Here is a 16,568-nt window from a genome sequence, read left to right as displayed (position 1 = left end):
TTTCCTACATCGGCCGGACGAGCACGGCCGGCCCCTTGACCATGGTCACGGCGAAGAACAGCACCACGAGCACGCCGAGCGCGAGCGCGATCGCGATCGAGCGCTGACGACGGCTCTTCTTCTGCGCCTCAGTGAGGACGATTCCATCTATCTCGGGTTTGTCGGCCATTCCTGCGATCATGCGCCCCCTACCATCGGCGCAAGCGCCCGGAACACGACCTCGGCCAGCAAGGTCGCAAACAGCGCAAACAGATAAAGGATGGAGAACGCGAACAGCTTGCGGGTCGCCCGCAGCGATTGGCTGCGCTCGCGACGCACATAGACATTGATGGCGAACGCCAGCATGCCGGCGCCGAGGATCAGCGAGACGATGCCGTAGATGGCGTCGAAATAGCCGAGCGCCCAGGGCGCAGCCGCGACTGCGATCAGCACGATGGTATAGAGCAGGATCTGAAGCCGCGTCGCGTCGGGACCGGCGACGTTGGGCAGCATCGGAATGCCGGCGCGCGCGTAGTCGTCGGAGCGGAACAGCGCCAGCGCCCAGAAGTGCGGCGGGGTCCAGAAGAAGATGATGGCGAACAGCAGCAGAGGCTCGACGTCGACCGTGCCTGTGACCGCGGCCCAGGCCACCACCGGCGGCAGCGCGCCCGCGGCACCGCCGATCACGATGTTCTGCGCGGTCCAGCGCTTCAGGCCGATCGTGTAGATCACGACGTAGAAGAAGATGGTGAAGGCGAGCAGCGCGCCCGCGATCCAGTTGACGAGGATGCCGAGCGTCATCACCGAGAAGAAGGCGAGCGTCATGCCGAAGGTCATCGCCTCGGGACGGGTGATGCGGCCGCGCGGAATCGGCCGGTTCGCCGTGCGCGACATCTTGGCGTCGATGTCGCCTTCCAGCGCCATGTTGAGCGCCCCGGACGCGCCGGCGCCGACGGCGATGCAGAGCAGCGAGGTGAAGGCCAGCACCGGGTGGAAATGCCCGGGCGCCATCGCCATTCCGACCAGCGCGGTGAAGATCACCAGCGACATTACCCGCGGCTTCAGGAGCGCGATGTAATCGCCAACCTCCGCTTCGGAGATGCGGGGATTGATGTCGACGGCATTGTGGTCGAGGACGGACACTAGATTGACTCGCTTCTTTGTCGAGCCGCGGCGCCCGTCACGGGCGCCGCGAGCGTTGGCTTACTGCACGCGGGGCAGCACTTCGAACTGGTGGAAGGGCGGCGGCGAGGGCAGCGTCCACTCCAGCGTGGTCGCACCTGCACCCCACGGATTGTCGCCAGCCGGCACCTTCTTCGCGAAGGCGTCGATCACGCAATAGAGGAAGATCAACACGCCGAAGCCGGAGATGTAGGAGCCGACCGACGAGACCAGGTTCCAGCCAGCGAACGCGTCGGGATAATCGACATAGCGCCGCGGCATGCCCGACAGACCGAGGAAGTGCTGCGGGAAGAACACCAGGTTCACGCCGATGAAGGTGACCCAGAAGTGCGCCTTGGCGAGCCCTTCATTGTACATATAGCCCGACATCTTCGGGAACCAGTAGTACCAGCCGGCGAAGATTCCGAACACCGCGCCGAGGGAGAGCACGTAGTGGAAGTGGGCGACGACGTAGTAGGTCTCCTGCAGCACGCGGTCGACGCCGGCATTCGCCAGCACCACGCCAGTGACGCCGCCGACGGTGAACAGGAAGATGAACCCCACCGCCCAGATCATCGGCGCGCGGAACTCGATCGAGCCGCCCCACATCGTGGCGATCCACGAGAAGATCTTCACGCCGGTCGGGACCGCGATGACCATCGTGGCGGCGACGAAATAGGCCTGCGTCGCCGAGGACATGCCGACCGTGTACATGTGGTGCGCCCACACCACGAAGCCGATGCCGCCGATCGCGACCATGGCGTAGGCCATGCCGAGATAGCCGAACACGGGCTTGCGCGAGAAGGTCGAGACGATCTGGCTGACCATGCCGAAGGCGGGCAGGATCAGGATGTACACTTCGGGGTGACCGAAGAACCAGAACAGATGCTGGAACAGCACGGGATCGCCGCCGCCTTCGGGGTTGAAGAACGTCGTGCCGAAATTGCGGTCAGTGAGCAGCATCGTGATCGCACCGGCGAGCACCGGCAGCGACAACAGCAGCAGGAACACCGTCACCAGGATCGACCACACGAACAGCGGCATCTTGTGCAGGGTCATGCCCGGCGCGCGCATGTTGAAGATGGTGGTGATGAAGTTGATAGCGCCGAGGATCGACGAGGCGCCCGCCAGATGCAGCGACAGGATCGCGAAGTCGACGGCCGGGCCCGGATGGCCCGAGCTCGACAGCGGCGCGTACATGGTCCAGCCGGCGCCGACGCCGTTGGCGCCCGGCTCGCCCTCGACGAAGGTCGACATCAGCAGGAGCGCGAACGACGCCGGCAGCAGCCAGAACGAGATGTTGTTCATGCGCGGGAACGCCATGTCGGGCGCGCCGATCATCAGCGGCACGAACCAGTTGCCGAAGCCGCCGATCATCGCAGGCATGACCATGAAGAAGATCATGATCAGACCATGGGAGGTCACGAACACATTGTAGGTGTGCGTCTCGTGGAAGATCTGCACGCCCGGATACATCAGCTCGGCACGGATCGCGATCGACATCGCGGCGCCGATGACGCCGGCGATGACCGCGAAGATCAGGTACATCGTGCCGATGTCCTTGTGGTTGGTCGAATAGACGTAGCGCCGCCATCCGGTCGGATGGGCGTGCTCGTCATGTCCGTGGTCTTGCGCGTGATCGCCGTGTGCCGCTGCGCTCGTTGCCATTTTCTAAATCCTGCCTTGCGTCCCGATCGGACCTCTGGAGGTCTCGCCTTATGTCGCTTTCAGTTTCCTCGAACCCTTCGCCCGGCGCTTACTGCGTCGGGCCGGCCGTGGAGGCGTAGGTGCTGGTGCCGCCGCTCGCGTATTTCTTCTTCGCGGTCTCGACCCAGGAGGCGAACTCCTGGTCGCTCACCACGCGGATAGCGATCGGCATGAAGGCGTGGTCCTTGCCGCACAATTCCGAGCACTGGCCGTAGAACATGCCGGTCTTGGTGGCCTTGAACCAGGTCTCGTTGAGCCGGCCCGGAATGGCGTCGATCTTGACGCCAAAGGCCGGCAGCGCAAAGGCATGAATCACGTCGGCGCCGGTGACCTGAACCCGGACCACCTTGTTGACGGGCACCACCATCTCGTTGTCGACGCCGAGCAGACGGGGCTGCTTGTCCTGGGCCATCAGCGAGTCGAACTCGAACTTGCCGTTATCCGGATAGGCGTAGGACCAGTACCACTGCTTGCCGGTCGCCTTGATGGTCAGATCCGCTTTCGGCACGTCGAGCTCGAGGAACAGGAGGCGGAACGACGGCACCGAGATACCGACCAGAATCAGCACCGGAACGAGCGTCCACGCCACCTCGATCAGCGTGTTGTGCGTGGTCCGCGACGGCACAGGATTGGCTCTCGCGTTGAACTTCACGACCACGATCACGAGCAGCGCCAGAACGAACAGCGTGATCAGCGTGATCAGCACGAATAGGAAATTGTGGAACCAGACGATGTTGTCCATCACCGGGGACGCGGACTGCTGAAGAGTCCACTCCCACGCAGCCGGTTGCCCGAGCTCGGCAAATGCCGCGCCGCCCGTCGCCAGCGTCAGACCCGCCACGGCCAATCCCAGCAAGTGCCGGCCCACCGGGCCCATCGACATCTTCATGCCGTTCGCGCTCCCCTAACGAAATCACCCCAAGTGCATTCCCCTATTTTCGGGAAACGCTTTATTCGATCCCCCCGTCTGACAAACCGCCGCGCAAGAATACCTCTAAGAGGAATCGGGGCCAGATCGCTAGAACGCCGAAATCAAGCCTCTCAAACCATAATTCTTGATCTATCGCAATGCAGTCTTGAGCCTCGTCTGTCAGCCATCACCCGCAAGATATTTCCTAGTAACATCAGACAAAATTACCATTTCCCGGGATGCTGCGGCTTGACAGCGGAATTGCCCGCGGTAGGCACTGGCAGACAGCCGCACAGGAACCTGATTCGTGCGGGCGACGGCGGCCGTGGCGGCGTGGAATTTGCTTGCGAATCGCCTTCAAGACGCCGTCATTCCCGTATCAGTCCGCCCGGCGCGAGCGACCCAGGCGAGCAGAGGGACCGACCCGATGGGGTTTTCGAGATCCATGGCAAGGCGAGCTAAAAGCCGGGCTGGCAGCCTCACGATGCTGATTGCCCTGCTGGCGGCGGTCGTCGTCCTGGCGCTTCCGGGCCTCGCCCATGCGCAGGGCGCGGTGCGCTCCGTCCATGGCGACTGGCAGATCCGCTGCGACACCCCGCCGGGCGCCCAGTCCGAGCAATGCGCCCTGATCCAGAGCGTGGTGGCCGAAGACCGCTCCAACGCCGGCCTGACCGTGATCGTTCTCAAGACCGCCGACCAGAAGAGCCGCCTGATGCGGGTGGTCGCCCCCCTCGGCGTTCTCCTGCCCTCCGGCCTCGGCCTCAAGCTCGACAACCAGGATGTCGGCCGTGCCGGCTTTGTCCGCTGCCTGCCCAATGGCTGCGTCGCCGAGGTCGTCATGGACGACAAGCTGCTCGGCCAGCTCCGCACCGCCAAGACCGCGACCTTCATCATCTTCGAGACCCCGGAAGAAGGCATCGGCTTCCCGCTCAGCCTGAACGGGCTCGGCGAGGGATATGATAAGCTGCCGTAGTGCGAAGGGCGGTTAGGCCCGCGAATCCTATTGTTTCCGTAATGTGAGACTTGGCGCCCTCGCGGAACTGCCGGGAAACCATTATCTTGCCTCACATCCCCCGATAATGGACGGACGCATGACCAACCCTGCCACAACCTCCCTGCTCGACCGCGCCAATCTCGACCGCGACCAGGTTCGCAACGAGCTCGCGCGCGGGCTTGCCGGTGCCGACGACGGCGAATTGTTCCTCGAATACAGCCAGACCGAAGCGCTGATGTTCGACAATGGACGGCTGAAGCAGGCGACCTACGACACCTCGCAGGGTTTTGGCCTGCGCGCCGTCAAGGACGACGCCGTCGGCTATGCGCATTCCTCCGACGTGTCGCTGCCGGCGCTGATTCGCGCTGCGGACGCGGTCGCGGCGGTGCGCGGTGGTTATTCCGGCAGCTTCGCCGCGCCTCCAGCGCATACCAACGTGCGGCTTTATAGTGACGACAATCCGCTCGATGCCCCCGGCTTCGAGACCAAGGTCAAGCTGCTCGCCGAGATCGACGCCTATCTGCGCGACAAGGATCCGCGGGTGCGGCAGGTCAGCGTCAGCCTTGGCGCGACCTGGCAGGTGGTCGAGATCCTGCGGCCCGACGGCGAGAGCTATCGCGACATCCGCCCGCTCGTGCGGGTCAACGTCTCCGTCGTCGCGGGTCAGGGCGACCGCCAGGAGAGCGGCAGCAAGGGCTATGGCGGCCGCGCCGGCTACGCCGAATTCATCGAAAGCAAGAATTGGCGCGACGCCGCCGATGGCGCGCTGCGCGAGGCCCTGGTCAATCTGGAATCGGTTCCCGCCCCCGCCGGCGAGATGGACGTCGTGCTCGGGGCCGGCTGGCCCGGCGTAATGCTGCATGAGGCGGTCGGCCATGGCCTCGAAGGTGACTTCAACCGCAAGAAGACGTCTGCGTTTGCCGGCCTGATGGGTCAGCAGGTCGCGGCCAAGGGCGTCACCGTGGTCGACGACGGCACCATTGCCTCGCGCCGCGGCTCGCTGTCGATCGACGACGAGGGCACGCCGACCAACCGCACCGTGCTGATCGAGGACGGCGTCCTGGTCGGCTACATGCAGGACCGTCAGAACGCGCGCCTGATGAACATGAAACCGACCGGCAACGGCCGCCGCCAGGGCTATGCCCATGTGCCGATGCCGCGCATGACCAACACCTACATGCTCGCGGGCGACCGTGATCCGGCCGAGATCCTCGCCTCGGTGAAGAACGGCGTCTTCGCCGCGAATTTCGGCGGCGGCCAGGTCGACATCACCTCGGGCAAATACGTGTTTCAGTGCACCGAGGCCTACAAGATCGAGAACGGCAAGATCGGTGCGCCCCTGAAGGGCGCCATGCTGATCGGCAACGGGCCGACCGACCTGCATCGCATCCGCATGATCGGCAACGACCTCGCGCTCGATACCGGCATCGGCACCTGCGGCAAGAACGGTCAGGGCGTGCCGGTCGGCGTCGGCCAGCCGTCGCTGTTGATGGAACGCATTACGGTGGGTGGAACAGGCGGATGAGTGTCGAGAAGATAACTGTCCCCACCAAGCGGAAGAGCAGCGGCTGGGGCGGCCAGCTCGTGCAGCTCGCAGGCATCGTCGCGGCGGTGTTCATCGCCAAGGGTGCGCTGGCCGAGCCGTTCTACGTGCCGTCGGGGTCGATGGAGCCGACACTGTTGATCGGCGACGCCTTGATCGCCTCGAAATTTCCCTACGGCTACGGCACCTCGTCGCTGCCTATCCAGATCAACCTGCCCGAGAGCGGCCGCGTGTTCGCGGAGACGCCGAAACAGGGCGACGTCGTGGTCTTCCGCTGGCCCGGCGACCGCTCGCAGGCCTGGGTCAAGCGCGTCGTGGGCCTGCCCGGCGACCGCATCCAGCTGCGCCAGGGCCAGCTCTTCGTCAACGACCGCCCCGCCGAGCTGAAGCCGGACGGCGTTGGCGCCGCCGAGGACGACAATGGCGGCAGCGAACCCGCCTATCGCTATGTCGAGACACTGCCGAACGGCGTCTCGCATCTGATCTTCAAGATGCGCGACAACGGTCCGCTCGACAATACGCAGGAAGTGACGGTGCCGGCCGGCCATCTCTTCGTGCTCGGCGACAACCGCGACAACTCCGCCGACAGCCGCGTGCCCTTGCGCTCCGGCGGCGTCGGCATGCTGCCTATCGACAATCTGGTCGGCCGCGCGGATGCCGTGCTCGGATCCTGGGATCTCGGCATCCGGGGCCAGCCGGTGTGGACCTGGCTGTCCGGATTTCGCATGGCACGGTTTTTCACCGCCGTGCATTGAAGGCCAGAATGTCTTCACTCCTCTCCTGCACGCAGGAGAGGGAGCGCAACAGTAATGACCCGCGACGAATTTCTGGGTCTCGCCCTGCGAAATCCGTTCAACGCAGCGATCCTCGATGAACTCCATCGCCTCGCGCTGCCGGATGCGTGGCTCGTCGCGGGCTGCCTGGTGCAGACGGTGTGGAACGTGCTCACGGGCCGCCCGATCGATCACGGCATCGCCGATTACGACGTGTTCTATTTCGATTCCGACACCTCATGGGAGGCGGAAGATGCGGTGATCCGCAAGCTGCACGCGCAGCTCGCGCATCTCAGTCCCAAGGTCGAAATCCGCAACCAGGCGCGGGTGCATCTTTGGTATCCCGGCAAGCACGGTCTGCCCTATCCGCCCTTGATGCGCGCAACCGACGGTATCGACCGCTTCCTCACGGAGAATACGCAATTGGGCATTCGCCCTGCCGGTGGGGATTTCGACGTCTACGCGCCGCACGGGTTCGACGACGTGGCGAAGCTGATCGTGCGACCCAATCGGGCGCCGAATTTTTCCGCGGCCAATTACGTGGCGAAGGCGGCACGCTGGAAGACGCTGTGGCCCGAGATCACGGTGATCGCGGCCGAGTGAGATGTCCGCTTCACCCTCCTCGTCATTGCGAGGGCGAAACGACGAAGCAACCCAGACTGCCGCCGCGGAAGCAATTCTCGAGTGCTTCGCTACGCTCGCAATGACGGTGGTGAGAGCTGCATGCTACCGCACCACGCCCGACGTGAACCCCGCCTTCCGCCGCGGCGGCTTGATTTCCTTTTTCAGGAAGCAGCGCGCTTCGCGTCCGGTGTAGCCGGGGCGGGCATAGGTGAAGGCGCGGCATTTGTTGTCGGCGGTGCAGGCGGCCTTGCAGGCTTCTTCGCCTTCGCCGTCCTTCATCTCGAAATTGCGCAAATCGCCGCCGGGGCGGTCGATCGAGGTCTCCACGCCTTCGACACGCGGCTCGATCACGCCGGCGCCGCGCACACCGGAGATGCAGCAGCTTCCCGGCACCCGCGCAGGCACGGTGTTCTTCAGCCAGCACACCGCCGAGCCGCCTTCGACGTCAGGATAGCTGAAGCTCCACGAGCGGCAACGGCGGTCGCGCTCGCACAGCAGTGCGCAATCCTCGGGATCGCCCGACGTGACGGGGGTGCTGAAATAGTCTCCGCCGGGCCGATCGAACGCCGTCTGGGCGCGCGCAGGCCAGCTCGCAAACGCGAGCGAAAGCAGCGCGGCGCAGGCCACGACGCTTGCCATGACGGCCAGGCGGCCCTTCCCCATCGGAACAGCTTTCGAGTTATTGACGACGCTCGGGTTTTTCAGCCGGCCATTTGATCGCCGCAAACCTGTACGGGCGATGAACGGCTCGAGTCCCGACCGTTGGGACCTTGGTCTAGAACGCGTATTCCGCGTACGCCGGTTCCACCGAGCCGTTCCACGGGCCCTTGAACTTGTCGAGCATCTCCTCAGCTGGCGTGCGGCCGGAATCGATGATGCGGTCAAGCGGCTCCAGATGCCTGGTCTCGTCGCGGCCGAGCTGGTCGATCCGGCCGCGCCGGCGCAAGCCTGCATGTGCCAAAGCGAGGCACTCCTTGGCGATCTCGAACAGATAGCGGTCCTTGATCCGCGACTTGAAGCCGAAGCGCGGCACGTCGTCGCGCAGGGCCTGACGCTCATGCGCGTTCCACTGCTTTACCAGGTCCCAGGCGGCATCCAGCGACACATCGTCGTAGAGCAGCCCGGCCCAGAACGCCGATAGCGCCGGCAGTCGGCCCCACGGGCCACCATCAGAGCCGCGCATCTCGAGATAGCGCTTGAGCCGCACCTCCGGGAAAATCGTCGAAAGATGGTTGGCCCAATCCGACAACGTCGGACGTTCCCCGGGCAAATTGTTGTTGCGGCCATCGAAGAAGGCGCGGAACGAGGAGCCCGAGACGTCGATGTAGTCCTCGTCGCGTTTGACGAAATACATGGGCACGTCGAGCGCGTAGTCGACATAGCGCTCGAAGCCCATGCCATCCTCGAATGCCCAAGGCATCATGCCGGCACGCGCGTTGTCGGTGTCGCGCCAGATCTCGGACCGGAAGGAGAGGAAGCCATTCGGCTTGCCCTCGGTAAACGGCGAGTTGGCGAACAAGGCGGTTGCGGCTGGCTGGAGCGCGAGCGAGACACGCAGCTTCTTGACCATGTCGGCTTCGGAGGAGAAGTCGAGATTGGTCTGGACCGTGCAGGTCCGGTACATCATGTCGAGGCCGTACTGGCCGACCTTCGGCATGTAATTGGTCATGATCTTGTAGCGGCCCTTGGGCATCACCGGGATGTCGGCGCGCGACCAGGACGGCGTCATGCCGAGCCCGAGAAAGCCGATGCCGAGCGGCGTCGCGATCTCGCGCACCTGCGCCAGATGCGCCATCAGCTCACTCTGGGTCTGGTGCACGTTCTCGACCGGGGCGCCCGAAAGCTCGAACTGCCCGCCGGGCTCCAGCGAAATCGCGCCGCCGCCGGTGACGTCGTAGAGGCCGATGATGTTGCCCTTCTCCATGATCGGCTCCCAGCCGAGCAGGAGTTTCATGCCTTCGAGCAGCGCGCCGATACCGCGCGGGCCTTCGTAGGGCACCGGGCGGTGGCCTTCGAGCGTGAACGGCGTCTTCTCATGCTCGGTGCCCATGCGGAATTCGGACGGGTCCTTGCAGCCTTCCTCGAACCACTTGACGAGCTCGTCACGCGATTGCAACGGCGTCATATCGATCTGGTCTCGCGCCATATCAGACTCTAATCAAAAGCGCTTCGATCGAACGCGCGTGGGTGACAGGGATGGTCCGCGCAGCCACCGGCTGCACGGACGAGCTGGTGTGCCGCGCGCTCATCGCGACGGCGTGGTTTCGTTGACGTGGGCAGGCGGCAGTTTCATCTCGCCGCACGAGCAGCCGAGACGGTCGAGCAGACCGCTGAGCTTCACGGCATCCGCATCGGACAGTTTCGAACCGACATATTTCTCGATCGCGGCCGAATAGGCGCCCCACATCCGCTTCTGCAATTCGCGGCCGGCTTCCGTGATCTCCACGAATTGGCCGCGCTTGTCGATCTTGCATTCACGCCGCGAGGCGAGGCCTTCGTCGACCAGACGGTCGATCAGCCGCGATGTCGAATATTGCGGGATCAGCATCTGCCGTTCGAGTTCGACCGGCCGGAGCTCGCCCGAGGGCGCCCGTGACAGTTCGAGCAGCGCGTCATACCATGCCAACGGCGGGAAGCCGGCCTTCTTCAGGTCCTGCTCGACGCAATTGAGCACGCGGCTCTGCACCCGCATCAAGCGGATCCAGGCGGAAGTCGCCTCGGTCGATGGTTTGCGTTTCATGGTCCCGCTCAAGCTCGTCGCCCGTCTCTTACCCTATTCGATGCACCTGCATCAATCTTGACTATTTCAAGCAGATGCATGTAGTCGTTCTTTCGCCTGAGCCAAGCAACAAGAGGAGGAAATTCCATGAAATTGTACTATTCGCCCGGTGCCTGCTCGCTATCCCCCCATATCGCGCTCCTGGAGGCCGGCCTGCCCTATGAACTGGTCAAGGTCGATATCCGGGCCAAGAAGCTCGAAAACGGTGAGGATTATCTGAAGCTGAACCCCAAGGGCCAGGTCCCTGCGCTGGGCCTCGATAGCGGAGAGATCGTGACCGAAGGCCCGGTGATTGTCCAGATGATCGCCGATCAGGCCTCAGCCAAGGCGCTGGCGCCGGCCCACGGCAGCTCCGAGCGCTACAAGCTGCTCGAATGGCTGAACTTCCTCACCTCGGAGGTCCACAAGAGCTTCGGCCCGATGTTCGCGCCGGCGCTGAACGACGAGGCCAAGGCCTTCTTCAAGGACCGCGTCATGGGCAAGCTGAAATACATCGACAGCCAGCTCGCCGGCCGCGACTACCTCATGGGCAAGCAGTTCACGGTGGCCGACGGTTATCTCTTCACGATGCTGACCTGGGGCGACCGGATGAAGTTCGACCTCTCGGCGATGCCGAACCTTGCCGCGTACAAGACCCGCGTCGCGGCGCGGCCGCAGGTGCAGGAAGCGATGAAGAAGGAAGGGCTGATTCAGGCTGCCTGAGGCGCAGATGCGAAAGGCCGGATCGAGATCCGGCCTTTCGTATTTTTCATCCCGGCTAGGGGTTCAGAGAATCACGCGGCCGCCTTCTTCGGCGCGAAGCGGCCGTAGAAGGTTTCTCCCTTCGCGGCCATCTCCTCGAGGAGCTTCGGCGGGGTGAAGCGCGAGCCGTATTTCGCTTCCAGCTTGTGGCAAAGCTCGACGAACTTCTTGGGACCCATGAAGTCGATGTAGGACAGCGTGCCACCGGTGAACGGCGCGAAGCCGAAGCCGAGGATCGAGCCGACATCCGCCTCACGCGGATCGGTGATGACGTGGTCCTCCACCGTGCGCGCGGCCTCCACCGCCTGCACCACCAGGAAGCGCTGCTTCAGCTCCTCGACGTCGAGGGTATCAGGATCGAGCTGCTTGGGCTGCAGCGCGGAGAGGCCCGGCCACAGGCTCTTCTGACCCTTGCCTTTCTCGGGGTAGTCGTAAAAACCCTTGCTGTTCTTGCGGCCGAGACGGCCCTGCTTCTCGACCATTTCCACCATCAGCTTCTTCTGATCGGGATTGATGGCGTTGGGGCCGAGGTCGGCTTCCGTCGCCTTCATGATCTTGAGACCGAGGTCGAGCGCCACCTCGTCCGACAGCGAGAGCGGGCCGACCGGCATGCCGGCCATCTTGGCGCAGTTCTCGATCATCGCGGGCGGCACGCCTTCGAGGAACATCTCGTTGCCTTCGGCGACGTAGCGGCCGACGCAGCGATTGGCGAAGAAGCCTCTGGAGTCGTTGACGACGATCGGCGTCTTGCCGATCTGCCGGACGTAATCGAGCGCGGTCGCGATCGCGAGATCGCCGGTGTTCTTGCCCTGGATGATCTCGACCAGCATCATCTTCTCGACCGGCGAGAAGAAGTGGATGCCGACGAACCGGCCCTGGTCCTTGAAGGATTCCGCCAGCGAGCTGATCGGAAGCGTCGAGGTGTTGGACGCGAAGATCACGTCCGGCTTCATATGCTCCTGCGCCTTGGCAAAGGTATCAGCCTTGACCTTGCGGTCCTCGAACACGGCCTCGATGACGAGATCGACGTCCTTCAGCGCGGAATAGTCCGCGGTCGGCGTGATGCGGGCGAGCAGCGCTTCTGCGTCACCGGGCTTGGCGCGGCCCTTCTTGATCTGCTCCTCGATCACCTTTTGCGCATGCGCCTTGCCCTTGTCGGCGCTCTCCTGGTCGCGATCGATCAGGACGACGTCGAGGCCGGCACGGGCCGAGACATAGCCGACGCTCGCACCCATGAAGCCGGCGCCGATCACGGCGATCTTCTTCACCTTGGTCGGCGGCACATCCTTCGGACGGCGCGCACCCTTGTTCAATTCCTGCATCGACAGGAACAGGCTGCGGATCATCGCCGCCGCTTCCTTCGAGCGCAGCACCGAGGTGAAGTAGCGCGATTCCACGCGCAATGCGGCGTCGATCGGCAGCTGCAGGCCCTCATAGACGCAGCTCATGATCGCGCGTGCGGCCGGATAATTGTCGTAGGTCTCGCGGCGATAGATCGCGTTGCCGGCGGGGAACATCATCATGCCGGCCTTGGAGAACACCGGGCCGCCTGGCAGCTTGAAGCCCTTCTCGTCCCAGGGCGCAACGGCCTTGCCGCCGCCCTTGATCCAGTCCTTTGCCGCCTTGATGAGATCGGCGGCGGGAACGACGGCGTGAATCAGATTCAGCGCCTTGGCTTTCTCGATCGTGACCGGATCGCCCTTGAGCAGGATCGTCATCGCGTCCTGCGGCGGCACCAGGCGCGGCACGCGCTGCGTGCCGCCGGCGCCCGGGAACAGGCCAACCTTGACCTCGGGCAGGCCGAGGCGGGTCTTGGGATTCTCCGCCGCCACGCGATAGTGGCAGCACAGCGTGATCTCGAAACCGCCGCCGAGCGCGAGGCCGTTGATCGCCGCCGCCCACGGCTTACCGGAGGTTTCGATCGAGCGCAGCACCTGCGAGAAGCGTCGGCTCTGCTCGAACAGCATCTGGTTCGCGGCGGTCTCGCCCTGCTCCCCAAACACTTTTGCGTAGGCCTGGTTCATGCCCTCGAGCATGGACAGGTCCGCGCCGGCGCAGAACGCCTCCTTTGCAGAGGTGATGACGACGCCCTTAACCCTAGCATCCGCCGTGGTCGCCTTGACGATCGCGTCGAGCTCGTTGGTCGAGGTCTCGTCGAGCACGTTCATCGAACGGCCCGGAATGTCCCAGGTGACGAGCGCGATGCCGTCGGAATCGGTCTCAACCTTGAAGTTCTTGTAAGTCATGCTGGTTGCTCCCTACCCTTAGACGCGTTCGATGATGGTCGCGGTGCCCATGCCGCCGCCGATGCACAGCGTCACCAGTGCGGTCGCTTTGTTGGTGCGCTCGAGTTCGTCGAGCACGGTCCCGAGGATCATGGCACCGGTCGCGCCGAGCGGATGGCCGAGCGCGATCGCGCCGCCATTGACGTTGATCTTGGCGTTGTCGATGTCGAAGGCCTGGATGTAGCGCAGCACGACGGAGGCGAAGGCCTCGTTGAGCTCGAACAGGTCGATGTCCGACTTCTTCATGCCGGAGCGCGCGAACAGCTTTTCGGTGACGTCGACCGGACCGGTCAGCATCATCGCCGGCTCGGACCCGATATTGGCGAACGCGCGGATTCTCGCACGCGGCTTCAGGCCGTACTTGCCGCCGGCTTCCTTGCTGCCGAGCAGAACCGCGCCGGCACCATCGACGATGCCCGACGAATTGCCGGCGTGGTGCACGTAATTGACGCGCTCGATTTCCGGATGCGACTGCAACGCGACGCCGTCGAAGCCACCCATCTGCGCCATCATCGTGAACGCCGGCTGCAACTGCGCCAGCGACTGCATCGTCGTCGACGGACGCATATGCTCGTCCTTGGCGAGGATGGTGAGGCCGTTGATGTCCTTCACCGGAACGACCGACTTGTCGAAGCGGCCTTCATCCCAGGACTTCGCCGCACGCTGCTGGCTCTGCACCGCATAGGCGTCGACGTCGTCACGCGAGAAGCCGTATTTGGTCGCGATCAGATCGGCCGAGACACCCTGCGGCATGAAATAGGCCGGCACTGCCATCGACGGGTCCATCGGCCAGGCGCCGCCGGAGGCGCCGATGCCGACGCGGCTCATCGATTCGGCGCCGCCGCCGATCACGAGCTCGTGCTGGCCGCTCATCACCTGGGCTGCGGCAAAATTCACGGCGTCGAGGCCGGAGGCGCAGAAGCGGCTGATCTGCACGCCCGGTACCGCTTCGCCGAGGCCCGCCTTCAGCGCGGCGAAGCGCGCAATGTCGGAGCCGGCTTCGCCGACCGGATCGACCACGCCGAGAATGACGTCATCGACGGAATCTTCCGGCAGGTTGTTGCGGTCCTTGAGCGCCTTGAGCGGCACGGTCGCGAGCGCGAGCGCGGTGACTTCGTGCAGCGCGCCGTCCGCCTTGCCGCGGCCGCGCGGGGTGCGGACGTGGTCGTAAATGAATGCCTCAGGCATGACGCCCTCCTGATGTGATGATCTTCTGGTCTTGATCGGGTCGCAGCGAAAGCGGCTTCAGAACGCTTCCGCCGGCAGTTCCATAATGGTGGCGCAGCCGGCCTGGATGCGCGCGAGATTGGCGGCGGTCTCCGGCAGCATCCGCTCCATGAAGAAGCGGCCGGTGACGAGCTTGGTCGAGAGATAGGGAGTCGCCCCGCTCTCGGCAATCTTGGCTTGCGTCACCTTCGCCATCTTCGCCCACATGTAGCCGAGCGCGACGAAGCCGAAGAGATTCAGGTAATCGGTCGCGGCGGCGCCGGCATTGTCGGGCTTGGCCATCGCGTTCTGCATCAGCCACGTCGTGGCCTGCTGGAGATGGCCGAGCGAAGCCGAGAGCGGGGTAACGTAGGGCTTCATCGCCTCGTCGCCGCCGTTCTCCTTGGCGAAGGCCATGACCTCGCCGAAGAACGCCATGATGGCGCGGCCGCCGTCGCGCGGCAGCTTGCGGCCGACGAGGTCGAGCGCCTGGATGCCGTTGGCGCCTTCGTAGATCATGGCGATGCGGGCATCGCGCACGAACTGCTCCATGCCCTGCTCGGCGATGTAGCCGTGGCCGCCATACATCTGCTGCGCCTGCACCGCATTGGCGAAGCCGTAGTCGGTGAGGAAACCCTTCAGCACCGGCGTCATCAGGCCCATGTGATCGTCGGCGGCCTGGCGGTCCTTGGGATCCTCGGAGCGATGGGCGACGTCGCTCTTCAGCGCGGTCCACATCACGAAGGCGCGCGCGGCCTCGTTGAAGGAGCGGATCGACAGCAGCGTGCGGCGCACGTCGGGATGGACGATGATCGGATCGGCCGGCTTGTCGGGCGCCTTGGCACCGGTGAGCGAACGGCCCTGGATGCGATCGCGGGCATAGGCAACCGCGTTCTGATAGGCCACTTCCGATTGCGCGAGACCCTGCACGGCGACGCCGAGGCGGGCCTCGTTCATCATCACGAACATGCCCTGCATGCCCTTGTTCTCTTCACCGATCAGCCAGCCCACGGCGTTGTCGTAGTTCATCACGCAGGTGGAATTGCCGTGGATGCCCATCTTGTGCTCGATCGAGCCGCAGACCACGCCATTGCGTGCGCCGACCGAGCCATCGGCATTGACGAGGAATTTCGGCACCACGAACAGCGACACGCCCTTGATGCCGGCGGGCGCGCCCTCGACGCGGGCGAGCACGAGGTGGATGATGTTGGGGGCGAGGTCATGCTCACCTGCCGAAATGAAGATCTTGGTGCCCGTGATCTTGAAGCTGCCGTCGGCCTGCCGCACCGCCTTGGTGCGGAGCATGCCGAGATCGGTGCCGCAATGCGGCTCGGTCAGGTTCATGGTGCCGGTCCACTCGCCCGCCACCATCTTCGGCACGTAGGTCTGCTTCTGCTCCGGCGTGCCGTGGACGATCAGCGCCGCGGTCGCGCCCATGGTGAGGCCGCCATACATCGAGAACGCCATGTTGGCGGAGATCTGGAATTCGTTGACCGCCTGGGAGAGCGTCACCGGCAGGCCCTGGCCGCCGAACTCGGTCGGCGCCGACAGGCCGAGCCAGCCGCCCTCGGCGACCTGCTTGAACGCGTCCTTGAAGCCCTTCGGCGTGGTGACGCTGCCGTCATCGGCGCGCTTGCAGCCCTCGAGATCGCCGATGCGGTTGAGCGGCTGCAGCACCTCTTCGGCGAGCTTGGCAGCTTCGCCGAGAATGGCTTCGCGCACGTCGCTCGACGCATCGGAGAAGCCGGCCAGATTGTCGTAGCGGTCGATCTGGAAGACGTCGTTGAGCAGGAAGTTCACGTCTTCGACGGGGGCTTTGTAGATCGGCATGGTGGTCTCCCGGCAGGCCTTGAAGTGATGATGCTG

Annotated in this window: 15 protein-coding genes; 5 read left to right on the top strand and 10 right to left on the bottom strand. The window is 64.4% G+C overall.

What is annotated here, in order from left to right; translation table 11 throughout:
• Positions 1-4: 4 nt before the first annotated feature.
• The 4 genes from IVB45_RS02660 to coxB all read right to left on the bottom strand — a co-directional run bounded on the left by IVB45_RS02660 (position 5) and on the right by coxB (position 3,736).
• The gene (locus IVB45_RS02660; RefSeq protein ID WP_007599435.1) at positions 5-181 is read right to left on the bottom strand and encodes a hypothetical protein; all 177 of its coding nucleotides are present in this window, start codon (positions 179-181) and stop codon (positions 5-7) included.
• Complete coding sequence (locus tag IVB45_RS02655; protein ID WP_027570034.1) at positions 178-1,122, bottom strand: heme o synthase; 945 nt, start codon at positions 1,120-1,122, stop codon at positions 178-180. The genes IVB45_RS02660 and IVB45_RS02655 overlap by 4 nt, the downstream gene beginning before the upstream one ends.
• A 60-nt stretch (positions 1,123-1,182) precedes the next feature.
• Entirely contained in the window at positions 1,183-2,808 is a 1,626-nt protein-coding gene (gene ctaD / locus IVB45_RS02650; RefSeq protein WP_007605061.1) for a cytochrome c oxidase subunit I, read from the bottom strand.
• An 88-nt stretch (positions 2,809-2,896) separates the two neighbouring features.
• Positions 2,897-3,736: a cytochrome c oxidase subunit II gene (coxB, locus tag IVB45_RS02645; RefSeq protein ID WP_247362964.1), complete on the bottom strand. Its 840-nt coding sequence runs from the start codon at positions 3,734-3,736 to the stop codon at positions 2,897-2,899.
• Positions 3,737-4,184: 448 nt separating this feature from the next.
• Between coxB and IVB45_RS02640 the strand changes: the two genes are divergently transcribed.
• The 4 genes from IVB45_RS02640 to IVB45_RS02625 all read left to right on the top strand — a co-directional run bounded on the left by IVB45_RS02640 (position 4,185) and on the right by IVB45_RS02625 (position 7,670).
• Entirely contained in the window at positions 4,185-4,730 is a 546-nt protein-coding gene (locus tag IVB45_RS02640) for an invasion associated locus B family protein (RefSeq protein ID WP_247362966.1), read from the top strand.
• Positions 4,731-4,848: 118 nt separating this feature from the next.
• Entirely contained in the window at positions 4,849-6,276 is a 1,428-nt protein-coding gene (gene tldD, locus IVB45_RS02635) for a metalloprotease TldD (RefSeq protein ID WP_027570031.1), read from the top strand.
• The gene (lepB, locus tag IVB45_RS02630; protein ID WP_247362967.1) at positions 6,273-7,049 is read left to right on the top strand and encodes a signal peptidase I; all 777 of its coding nucleotides are present in this window, start codon (positions 6,273-6,275) and stop codon (positions 7,047-7,049) included. The genes tldD and lepB overlap by 4 nt, the downstream gene beginning before the upstream one ends.
• A gap of 54 nt (positions 7,050-7,103) precedes the next feature.
• Positions 7,104-7,670 (top strand): nucleotidyltransferase family protein, encoded by a 567-nt coding sequence (locus IVB45_RS02625; protein ID WP_247362969.1) that lies wholly within the window; start codon positions 7,104-7,106, stop codon positions 7,668-7,670.
• 123 nt (positions 7,671-7,793) lie between these two features.
• On the opposite strand, the gene IVB45_RS02620 is transcribed toward IVB45_RS02625, so the two are convergent.
• From IVB45_RS02620 to IVB45_RS02610, 3 genes are all read right to left on the bottom strand, one after another.
• Positions 7,794-8,354 (bottom strand): PAN domain-containing protein, encoded by a 561-nt coding sequence (locus tag IVB45_RS02620; protein ID WP_027570028.1) that lies wholly within the window; start codon positions 8,352-8,354, stop codon positions 7,794-7,796.
• A 112-nt stretch (positions 8,355-8,466) separates the two neighbouring features.
• Positions 8,467-9,837: a glutamate--cysteine ligase gene (locus IVB45_RS02615; protein ID WP_027570027.1), complete on the bottom strand. Its 1,371-nt coding sequence runs from the start codon at positions 9,835-9,837 to the stop codon at positions 8,467-8,469.
• Between the two features lie 99 nt (positions 9,838-9,936).
• Complete coding sequence (locus IVB45_RS02610) at positions 9,937-10,431, bottom strand: MarR family winged helix-turn-helix transcriptional regulator (RefSeq protein ID WP_027570026.1); 495 nt, start codon at positions 10,429-10,431, stop codon at positions 9,937-9,939.
• Positions 10,432-10,557: 126 nt separating this feature from the next.
• On the opposite strand from IVB45_RS02610, the gene gstA reads away from it, so the two are divergent.
• Positions 10,558-11,172, top strand: a complete 615-nt coding sequence (gstA, locus tag IVB45_RS02605) for a glutathione transferase GstA (RefSeq protein ID WP_063994563.1) — start codon at positions 10,558-10,560, stop codon at positions 11,170-11,172.
• A gap of 71 nt (positions 11,173-11,243) precedes the next feature.
• Here the strand turns inward: gstA and IVB45_RS02600 are convergent, their stop codons facing one another.
• Genes IVB45_RS02600 through IVB45_RS02590 form a run of 3 tightly spaced genes read right to left on the bottom strand, consistent with a single transcriptional unit; the run spans position 11,244 to position 16,532 of the window.
• Positions 11,244-13,457, bottom strand: a complete 2,214-nt coding sequence (locus IVB45_RS02600) for an FAD-dependent oxidoreductase (protein ID WP_247362971.1) — start codon at positions 13,455-13,457, stop codon at positions 11,244-11,246.
• A gap of 18 nt (positions 13,458-13,475) precedes the next feature.
• Positions 13,476-14,684, bottom strand: coding sequence for an acetyl-CoA C-acetyltransferase (locus IVB45_RS02595; RefSeq protein ID WP_247362973.1), 1,209 nt, complete (start codon positions 14,682-14,684; stop codon positions 13,476-13,478).
• A gap of 57 nt (positions 14,685-14,741) precedes the next feature.
• Positions 14,742-16,532, bottom strand: coding sequence for an acyl-CoA dehydrogenase C-terminal domain-containing protein (locus tag IVB45_RS02590; RefSeq protein WP_247362975.1), 1,791 nt, complete (start codon positions 16,530-16,532; stop codon positions 14,742-14,744).
• Positions 16,533-16,568: the final 36 nt, after the last annotated feature.

The sequence above is a fragment of the Bradyrhizobium sp. 4 genome (assembly GCF_023100905.1).
Taxonomy (GTDB): domain Bacteria; phylum Pseudomonadota; class Alphaproteobacteria; order Rhizobiales; family Xanthobacteraceae; genus Bradyrhizobium.
This window is presented reverse-complemented; position numbering and strand designations above follow the sequence as displayed.

Coding starts and splice junctions, on each gene's coding strand:
- IVB45_RS02660 (WP_007599435.1), bottom strand. CDS start 181: ATGATCGCAGGAATGGCCGACAAACCCGAGATAGATGGAATCGTCCTC.
- ctaD (WP_007605061.1), bottom strand. CDS start 2,808: ATGGCAACGAGCGCAGCGGCACACGGCGATCACGCGCAAGACCACGGA.
- coxB (WP_247362964.1), bottom strand. CDS start 3,736: ATGAAGATGTCGATGGGCCCGGTGGGCCGGCACTTGCTGGGATTGGCC.
- IVB45_RS02640 (WP_247362966.1), top strand. CDS start 4,185: ATGGGGTTTTCGAGATCCATGGCAAGGCGAGCTAAAAGCCGGGCTGGC.
- tldD (WP_027570031.1), top strand. CDS start 4,849: ATGACCAACCCTGCCACAACCTCCCTGCTCGACCGCGCCAATCTCGAC.
- lepB (WP_247362967.1), top strand. CDS start 6,273: ATGAGTGTCGAGAAGATAACTGTCCCCACCAAGCGGAAGAGCAGCGGC.
- IVB45_RS02625 (WP_247362969.1), top strand. CDS start 7,104: ATGACCCGCGACGAATTTCTGGGTCTCGCCCTGCGAAATCCGTTCAAC.
- IVB45_RS02620 (WP_027570028.1), bottom strand. CDS start 8,354: ATGGGGAAGGGCCGCCTGGCCGTCATGGCAAGCGTCGTGGCCTGCGCC.
- IVB45_RS02615 (WP_027570027.1), bottom strand. CDS start 9,837: ATGGCGCGAGACCAGATCGATATGACGCCGTTGCAATCGCGTGACGAG.
- IVB45_RS02610 (WP_027570026.1), bottom strand. CDS start 10,431: ATGAAACGCAAACCATCGACCGAGGCGACTTCCGCCTGGATCCGCTTG.
- gstA (WP_063994563.1), top strand. CDS start 10,558: ATGAAATTGTACTATTCGCCCGGTGCCTGCTCGCTATCCCCCCATATC.
- IVB45_RS02600 (WP_247362971.1), bottom strand. CDS start 13,457: ATGACTTACAAGAACTTCAAGGTTGAGACCGATTCCGACGGCATCGCG.
- IVB45_RS02595 (WP_247362973.1), bottom strand. CDS start 14,684: ATGCCTGAGGCATTCATTTACGACCACGTCCGCACCCCGCGCGGCCGC.
- IVB45_RS02590 (WP_247362975.1), bottom strand. CDS start 16,532: ATGCCGATCTACAAAGCCCCCGTCGAAGACGTGAACTTCCTGCTCAAC.